Raw genomic sequence first — 7,777 nt, 5'->3', positions numbered from 1 at the left:
TCGCAATATTTTTCATGGTCTGTTACCCCCTGAAGCCAGGCGGGATCGCACTGTCCGGCAACGAGACGGTGTTAACCTGTCGGAGCAACGTCTCAGGCCGAACACCTTTCGGCGCGAACAGGCCCTGGTATTCATTGGCGATGCTGTGTCGAATCACCTGCTCAGGTGTAAAACCCTGCTGGCGGAATTTTTCCAGTTCCCGTATCGCCCCGTTAGCGCCCTGCTCCGTTCGAATCGGTTTTCGCAATGCCTGCCTGAACCGGACCCACTCATGCCAGAGTGTTTCCGGCAACCAATCGGGCAGCTCAATAGCCTCCGGCTCGAATTTTTTAGACGCTCGTTTTTGGCGAGGGGGATTTAGGGGGAGATCAGTATTTATATCTTCCTCTTCCTCTTCCTCTGGTAACGCTTTTTGATCCGTTTGTGTAACGCTGGTAGCGTTACCTTTTCGTTTCAGTTCGCGTATTTTTGTAACTCGCTCGTTTGTAACCGCCCGTTTTTTAGAGCTTTTTCCGTTATGACGTTCAAAGTTAGGTAGAGAAAGCCCAACGTCATTTTCGACCAGCCATCCAACCTGAATTAACGCATCAGCAAAACCAGCCATAAAAGTGATGCGATCTATTGCACTTTTTGTAACGCCGCGAGCGTTACAATCTGCATTACCGTCTATCATTTGTTGATCCGCCCATGCCCAGAAGCGAATAACCTTCCCTAATGCGGCATCTGGATCAATATTCAGAATCTCAGCAAGCCTGAATATTTCCGGCTTATCCGGCGTAATAACCTCGAGCTTTATCCAGTTTGAAGCCATTTGTTTTCACCTTGTAACGCTCGCAGCGTTACATTTAACTGATACCGAACAAAACAATCCGGCACGATTAATTTCAATCAATGCACTACGACAGAATCACCGGGCGACCCACCACCGCTGAAATGTGCTTTCCGGTAAACGGCCTGGACTGCATCATCATGCGCATCAATTGCCGTACTCAACGCTTCCTGCGCCGCCAGTAATGCACGGCGTTCCAGGGTATCGAAGATGCAGAGTCGGTGACGCAGCTCGCGCGGAAGAATTGCCAGAACCGCAGGGATCAGTGTCTGAATTTTTTCCCTTTGCGCTTCCGTTTCACCTTTTAACCAACGGTGATAGATGTTCTGCTGATTATTCCAGTCCTTGCCTGGTACCAGGGGCAATTCGCCGCCCCCCTGGCGCAGATATTCTTCAGTAATTGCGTTAGCGACCCACGCCTGCCCTTTTTCAGCGGCTAGGGCTAACAACACTGATTCGATGTGCTCATGCCTGATTTTCATGAATCAACTCCTGTGCATTTTGTGTGTTAGCCTTACATCCAACAGGTAAACCATCGGTCGGATTCGGGTAGATATCAGGCCGGAGTTCATGAGGTGTAACCTCGAAATTCGTTACTTCAGCAACACGTAATGCTTTTTCAGGGCTGAATCTTTCATAGCCCCCCAGCACTCGACTTACATGCACCTGAGATAAACCCGTTAGCTTCCCAAACTGTAACTGGGTGATATGTTTCTCTTTTAAATAGTCTCTTAAGTTCATAGCCAACCTTCTACGTTATGCCTCGATCAAATATTAGCCCCACTAATTTTAAAGATCAACAGTCAGACTATCTTTGATAATATTGGTAAAACAAATAAACTCTATGTATGAAAAAAACACGCGAAGTGATTGCAACTCCAGAAGCGAGCAAGAATTTAAAAGCCGCATGGAATGCAAGAAAAAAAGAGCTGAAGCTGACTCAAGAGCTGGCGGCTGAGTTGTTGGGATTCGAATCTCAAGGCACCGTTAGCCAGTATCTGAACGGCAAGATACCGGTAAATACCGACGCTGCGCTAAAATTTGCGGCTCTGTTAAAGGTAAAACCAGAGGACATTCGAGAAGACCTTAAAGACTTAATGAATTATGTAAGATCATCAGATACTTATGATGATAGCTTTTCAGGCAAAGGATGGAGGCTGGTCAATGAAGAACAGGCTGAGTTACTTAACCTCTTCGAGATTCTACCTGCGTCAGAAAAAGCCAAACTCCTTAACCAGCTACGTGGACTAAACAAGCTCTACGAGGAAGCCTTCGAGAACATGCTGGCACTAAAGAAACGTAACCAGTAGCCACTACTCACTACCCCATCCACAACAAAAAAACCGACGTCTTAGTCGGTTTTTTTGTGCCATAACTTCTGCAAATCAGCTGTATAACTAATATTTTTCCCTTGAAAAAACATTTACATAGTTACTAAATCAAAAATATCATACGCCATACTATTGACTTAAAATATCCGTGTTACTAATATTTCTATCAAGAACAGCACGGCGCTGTAGGTTTTAGTTCCGCCACCCGGCGTTAAGGGGAAAAAAGATGGTTGGTGAAGATCTGGTTGTTATTAACGGTCAATTGTGCAGCAAAGATGTGGCAGCCATGCTTATTAGCAAGGTTCTTCCAACTGTGCTGGAGGTCATTGCAGAAAAAGTAAAGGCTGGTCGTCCAGACAAGGAAGTTGAAGAGGCGGCAAAAACAGTTGTTCATGCCGCTACAGAAGCAATTATTTTGAAGAGCCTAGTTTCGCCCAAGCCTTAAGTGAATCGGAGCTTTTTTTAGCATCACGTTCATTGAGTAGTGACAAAAACTCATTCTCAGCATTCTCGATTTCCGAGAAAAATTCTTGATGAGTTGTTTCTCGCTGCGATCTGATGCTGAAAGCTAAAGCAAGTAGCCAGGCTTTGTCTTTATTATCCATCGGAATACCTTATTACTGGTTGTGTGAGAACTCCAGTATACCACCGAGCCTGAAGTGGTAAAAAGACAGGCGCACAACACGAAGGTGCATTTCCGGTATTCATAAAGAGTCGGTCTTGTCTGTTAAATTTAAATGGTGGGAGTGCGCCTCCGGTTGTAAATAACGACATTGCTATGTGTAGTCTTTGGCGGCATCAGTTCTACTCCGTGGCTGCCCTGCCGCCCCTTTTTAAAGTGAATTTTGTGATGCGGTGAATGCGGCTAAGCGCACGCGGCACAGTTAAAAGTCATGTTAGTCCTTATTGGTTTGGGTGGGAAAGCCGACTGTAATTGTTAACTGGTTGCAGTCACCTGGAGGCGCCAGGCACCGCATCAACAAAGTTCATTTGTAAAAATGGAGATAATTATGATTGCACATCACTTCGGAACTGATGAAATACCACGTCAGTGTGTGACTCCTGGTGATTATGTTCTTCATGAAGGCCGGACATATATCGCCTCGGCAAACAATATTAAAAAGCGAAAACTTTATATTCGTAACCTGACTACAAAAACATGCATTTCTGACTGCATGATTAAAGTCTTCCTCGGTCGTGATGGTTTACCTGTAAAGGCGGAGTCATGGTGATGACTAAGAAAATAAAATGTGCTTACCACCTTTGCAATAAAGAAATTGAAGAAAGCAAAAGTATTAAAAGACCTCTTCATTTCATGCGTGGAGTTATCCCAACGACGGAAATGAAAAAATATTGTAGTGAAAGTTGTGCCGAAAAAGACCAGATGGCACACGAACTTTAATTAACTGACTATCCGAAACTGAATTTATGCCAGCAATGGCAGGGATTCGATCAACCTTAATTAAGGAGAAAAACATGATTACCAGTTATGAAGCCACTGTTGTTACTACTGATGACATTGTTCACGAAGTTACCCTGGAAGGAAAGCGTATTGGCTACGTGATTAAGACAGAAAATAAAGAAACCCCATTCACTGTGGTTGATATCGACGGTCCATCAGGCAACGTTAAAACACTTAACGATGGTGTTAAAGAAATGTGTCTGGTGCACATAGGAAAGAATCTGCCCGCAGAAAAAAAAGCCGAATTTCTGGCAACTCTGATTGCAATGAAATTAAAAGGTGAAATCTGAAAAAAAGAAAGCCTGCACACTGTGCAGGCCTGAGTGAAGAACCTAGGACATTTATTCATCACTCGCAGTAATTTTAATCTGAGTTGAGGTTAAAAAACAATGAGCACCGATAAACAAGTTTACCCACTGTATTACGAAGCAAAAAATGACAAAGTAAGAAAACGTCTCGGTATTAAAGGCGGTTTCTACTGGGCTGAAGCGAAAAAATTATCCATTGCCATATCCCGTGGTGCTGTTGCGATTGACGATGCTGGCTACGATGAAGATGACTTTAAAAAACCTGTTCGCGTCAATTTGCCCGTTGTTGATGACCTTCCACCAGAGGGCGTATTTGATACGGAATTCTGCAACCGTTACGAAAAAGGCGGGGAAGATGGCATCACAATGGTATTTATCGCGCCCTCATCCTCTGCGCAGGACAAACCAGCCAGCACTGACAATACCAATGTTAATGGCGAAGACATGACGGAGATTGAGGAGAATATGCTACTCCCGATTTCCGGTCAGGAGCTGCCCATTCGCTGGCTTGCTCAACACGGCAGCGAAAAACCGGTAACGCACGTTTCACGCGACGAACTCCAGGCATTACACATTGCACGAGCTGAAGAACTACCAGCTGTTACTGCCCTGGCTGTTTCCCACAAAACCAGCCTGCTCGACCCGCTGGAAATTCGCGATCTCCACAAACTGGTGCGTGATACTGACAGAGTTTTCCCTAATCCAGGCAATTCAAGCCTGGGGCTGATGACTGCTTTTTTCGAAGCATACCTGGACGCAGACTACACCGATCGTGGTCTGCTGACAAAAGAGTGGATGAAAGGAAATCGTGTTTCACGCATCACGCGCACGGCTTCCGGCGCTAATGCTGGCGGCGGGAACCTCACCGATCGCGGCGAAGGTTTCGTTCACGATCTGACGTCACTGGCGCGCGACGTAGCCACTGGCGTACTGGCTCGTTCAATGGACGTGGACATTTATAACCTTCATCCGGCACACGCTAAACGTGTCGAGGAAATTATCGCTGAAAATAAACCGCCCTTTTCTGTTTTCCGCGACAAATTCATCACCATGCCTGGCGGGCTGGATTATTCCCGCGCCATCGTGGTTGCGTCCGTAAAAGAAGCACCAATTGGGATCGAGGTTATCCCCGCACACGTCACTGAATATCTAAACAAAGTACTGACTGAAACTGATCATGCCAACCCTGATCCAGAAATCGTGGATATTGCCTGCGGTCGTTCCTCTGCCCCGATGCCGCAGCGTGTAACAGAAGAAGAAAAACAGGATGATGAAGAAAAACTGCAACCATCTTGCGCAATGGCAGATGAACAGGCAACGGCTGAAACAGTGGAACCGGATGCAACTGAACATCATCAGGACACGCAGTCGCTGGATGCTCAGTCACAGGTAAATTCTGTTGATGCGAAATATCAGAAACTGCGGGCAGAACTCCATGAAGCCCGGAAAAACATTCCGCCCAAAAATCCTGTCGATGCAGACAAATTACTGGCTGCCTCTCGCGGAGAATTTGTTGAAGGGATTAGCGACCCGAATGATCCGAAATGGGTTAAGGGGATCCAGACCCGCGACTCTGTGTACCAGAATCAGCCAGAAACGGAACATAACGACCAAAAAGCGGAACAGAACGACCCAAATACGCAACAAAACGAGCCAGAAACGAAACAGCCTGAGCCAGTAGTGCAACAACAGGAAACGGAGAAAGTTTGCATCGCCTGCGGTCAGGCTGGCGGCGGCAACTGTCCTGACTGCGGCGCGGTGATGGGCGACGCAACGTATCAGAAAACCTTTAATGAAGAAAATCAGAATGAATATCAGGAAAAAGGTCTGGAGGAAATGGAAGGTGCTGAACATCCGCACAAGGAGAACGATGGCAGCGATCCGCATCGCGATTGCAGTGATGAAACTGGCGAAGCAGCAGCTTCATCATTAGAAAAACTCGACTGGAAAAGACAAGTGGTGATTGCAGCGGTTTACGGTTTATGTGCAAATCCTGCGGGTATAGCCTCAGCGCCATTAATTCCGGGTATTGCAATGATGATTGCAAACAAACTTGAAAATTTTGGGGTGACGGATGATGAGTACATGCCCAATTTTTGATCGCATTGAAGAGCAGGCATGGTCACGCCACTACCAGCAAATCGTTCGCGAAGAAAAAGAAACGGCGCTGGCGGACGACCTGGAAAAAGGTCTGCCCCAGCATCTGTTTGAATCGCTCTGCATCGACCATTTGCAACGCCACGGTGCCAGCAAACAGGCAATCAGTCGCGCATTTGATGACGATGTTGAATTTCAGGAACGTGTGGCGGAGCACATCCGGTACATGGTTGAAACCATTGCTCGTCACCAGGTTGATATTGATTCAGAGGTATAAAACGAATGAGTACAGCACTTGCAACACTGGCCGGGAAGCTGGCTGAACGCGTCGGCATGGATTCTGTCGACCCGCAGGAACTGATCGCCACTCTTCGCCAGACGGCATTTAAAGGTAATGCCAGCGATGCGCAATTCATCGCGCTGCTGATCGTCGCCAACCAGTACGGACTTAATCCGTGGACGAAAGAGATTTACGCCTTCCCTGATAAGCAGAACGGCATTGTTCCGGTGGTGGGCGTTGATGGCTGGTCCCGCATCATAAATGAAAACCAGCAGTTTGATGGCATGGACTTTGAGCAGGACAATGAATCATGTACATGCCGGATTTACCGCAAGGACCGTAATCATCCGATCTGCGTTACCGAGTGGATGGATGAGTGCCGTCGCGAACCATTCAAAACCCGAGAAGGCAAAGAAATCATCGGACCATGGCAGTCGCATCCCAAACGGATGTTACGGCATAAAGCCATGATTCAGTGTGCCCGTCTGGCCTTCGGATTTGCTGGTATCTATGACAAGGATGAAGCCGAGCGCATTGTCGAAAATACCGCATGCACTGCAGAACATCAGCCGGAACGCGACATCACTCCGGTTAACGATGAAACCATGCAGGAGATTAACACTCTGCTGATCGCCCTGGATAAAACATGGGATGACGACTTATTGCCGCTCTGTTCCCAGATATTTCGCCGCGACATTCATGCATTGTCAGAACTGAAACAGGCCGAAGCAGTGAAAGCTCTTGGATTCCTGAAACAGAAAGCCGCAGAGCAGAAGGTGGCAATATGACACCGGACATTATCCTGCAGCGTACCGGGATCGACGTGAGAGCTATCGTACAGGGGGATGATGCGTGGCACAAATTACGGCTCGGCGTCATCACAGCTTCAGAAGTTCACAACGTGATAGCAAAACCCCGCTCCGGAAAGAAATGGCCTGACATGAAAATGTCCTACTTCCACACCCTGCTTGCCGAGGTTTGCACCGGTGTGGCTCCGGAAGTTAACGCTAAGGCGCTGGCCTGGGGAAAACAGTACGAGAACGACGCCAGAACCCTGTTTGAGTTCACTTCCGGCGTGAATGTTACTGAATCCCCGATCATCTATCGTGACGAGACTATGCGCACCGCCTGCTCTCCCGATGGTTTATGCAATGACGGCAACGGCCTTGAGCTGAAATGCCCGTTCACCTCCCGGGATTTCATGAAGTTCCGGCTCGGTGGTTTCGAGGCCATAAAGTCGGCTTACATGGCCCAGGTGCAGTACAGCATGTGGGTGACGCAAAAAGATGCCTGGTACTTTGCCAACTATGACCCGCGTATGAAGCGTGAAGGCCTGCATTATGTCGTGGTTGAGCGGGATGAAAAGTACATGGCGAGTTTTGACGAGATGGTGCCAGAATTCATCGAAAAAATGGACGAGGCACTGGCTGAAATTGGTTTTGTATTTGGGGAGCAATGGAAATGAGCGCA

General features: G+C 47.4%; 13 protein-coding genes. 9 read left to right on the top strand and 4 right to left on the bottom strand.

Translation table 11 applies throughout. The features are described 5' to 3' along the window. Positions 1 to 22: 22 nt before the first annotated feature. The 3 genes from ATB02_RS08880 to ATB02_RS08870 all read right to left on the bottom strand — a co-directional run bounded on the left by ATB02_RS08880 (position 23) and on the right by ATB02_RS08870 (position 1,570). Positions 23 to 811, bottom strand: coding sequence for a hypothetical protein (locus tag ATB02_RS08880; RefSeq protein WP_105271430.1), 789 nt, complete (start codon positions 809 to 811; stop codon positions 23 to 25). A 77-nt stretch (positions 812 to 888) separates the two neighbouring features. Next, complete coding sequence (locus ATB02_RS08875; RefSeq protein ID WP_105271429.1) at positions 889 to 1,311, bottom strand: toxin YdaT family protein; 423 nt, start codon at positions 1,309 to 1,311, stop codon at positions 889 to 891. Next, entirely contained in the window at positions 1,295 to 1,570 is a 276-nt protein-coding gene (locus ATB02_RS08870; protein WP_061892277.1) for a YdaS family helix-turn-helix protein, read from the bottom strand. Before ATB02_RS08870 ends, ATB02_RS08875 begins: the two co-directional genes overlap by 17 nt. A 107-nt stretch (positions 1,571 to 1,677) precedes the next feature. On the opposite strand from ATB02_RS08870, the gene ATB02_RS08865 reads away from it, so the two are divergent. Further along, positions 1,678 to 2,139, top strand: a complete 462-nt coding sequence (locus tag ATB02_RS08865) for a helix-turn-helix domain-containing protein (RefSeq protein ID WP_000753628.1) — start codon at positions 1,678 to 1,680, stop codon at positions 2,137 to 2,139. A gap of 247 nt (positions 2,140 to 2,386) precedes the next feature. After that, entirely contained in the window at positions 2,387 to 2,605 is a 219-nt protein-coding gene (locus ATB02_RS08860) for a hypothetical protein (protein ID WP_000232638.1), read from the top strand. On the opposite strand, the gene ATB02_RS08855 is transcribed toward ATB02_RS08860, so the two are convergent. Then, positions 2,571 to 2,765 carry a hypothetical protein gene (locus tag ATB02_RS08855; RefSeq protein ID WP_074464194.1) on the bottom strand — a complete coding sequence of 65 codons (195 nt, stop codon included), beginning with the start codon at positions 2,763 to 2,765 and terminating at the stop codon, positions 2,571 to 2,573. The genes ATB02_RS08860 and ATB02_RS08855 overlap by 35 nt on opposite strands. Positions 2,766 to 3,170: 405 nt before the next feature. Between ATB02_RS08855 and kilR the strand changes: the two genes are divergently transcribed. The 7 genes from kilR (at position 3,171) to ATB02_RS08820 (ending at position 7,772) form a co-directional block, all read left to right on the top strand. After that, positions 3,171 to 3,392 carry a killing protein KilR gene (gene kilR / locus ATB02_RS08850; protein WP_000560218.1) on the top strand — a complete coding sequence of 74 codons (222 nt, stop codon included), beginning with the start codon at positions 3,171 to 3,173 and terminating at the stop codon, positions 3,390 to 3,392. Further along, positions 3,392 to 3,562, top strand: a complete 171-nt coding sequence (locus ATB02_RS08845) for a YdaE family protein (RefSeq protein ID WP_001349883.1) — start codon at positions 3,392 to 3,394, stop codon at positions 3,560 to 3,562. The genes kilR and ATB02_RS08845 overlap by 1 nt, the downstream gene beginning before the upstream one ends. A 74-nt stretch (positions 3,563 to 3,636) precedes the next feature. After that, the gene (locus ATB02_RS08840; protein WP_105271428.1) at positions 3,637 to 3,912 is read left to right on the top strand and encodes a hypothetical protein; all 276 of its coding nucleotides are present in this window, start codon (positions 3,637 to 3,639) and stop codon (positions 3,910 to 3,912) included. 99 nt (positions 3,913 to 4,011) lie between these two features. Next, a complete protein-coding gene (locus tag ATB02_RS08835; RefSeq protein WP_096966644.1) occupies positions 4,012 to 6,030 on the top strand; it encodes a RecE family exodeoxyribonuclease in 2,019 nt (672 codons plus the stop codon). Continuing rightward, positions 6,008 to 6,304 carry a host-nuclease inhibitor Gam family protein gene (locus tag ATB02_RS08830; protein WP_033817300.1) on the top strand — a complete coding sequence of 99 codons (297 nt, stop codon included), beginning with the start codon at positions 6,008 to 6,010 and terminating at the stop codon, positions 6,302 to 6,304. The genes ATB02_RS08835 and ATB02_RS08830 overlap by 23 nt, the downstream gene beginning before the upstream one ends. A 5-nt stretch (positions 6,305 to 6,309) precedes the next feature. After that, entirely contained in the window at positions 6,310 to 7,095 is a 786-nt protein-coding gene (gene bet / locus ATB02_RS08825) for a phage recombination protein Bet (protein ID WP_063119826.1), read from the top strand. Next, a complete protein-coding gene (locus ATB02_RS08820; protein ID WP_105271427.1) occupies positions 7,092 to 7,772 on the top strand; it encodes a lambda exonuclease family protein in 681 nt (226 codons plus the stop codon). The genes bet and ATB02_RS08820 overlap by 4 nt, the downstream gene beginning before the upstream one ends. Positions 7,773 to 7,777 lie beyond the last annotated feature (5 nt).

The organism is Escherichia sp. MOD1-EC5189, from assembly GCF_002966045.1.
GTDB lineage: Bacteria > Pseudomonadota > Gammaproteobacteria > Enterobacterales > Enterobacteriaceae > Escherichia > Escherichia coli_F.
This window is presented reverse-complemented; position numbering and strand designations above follow the sequence as displayed.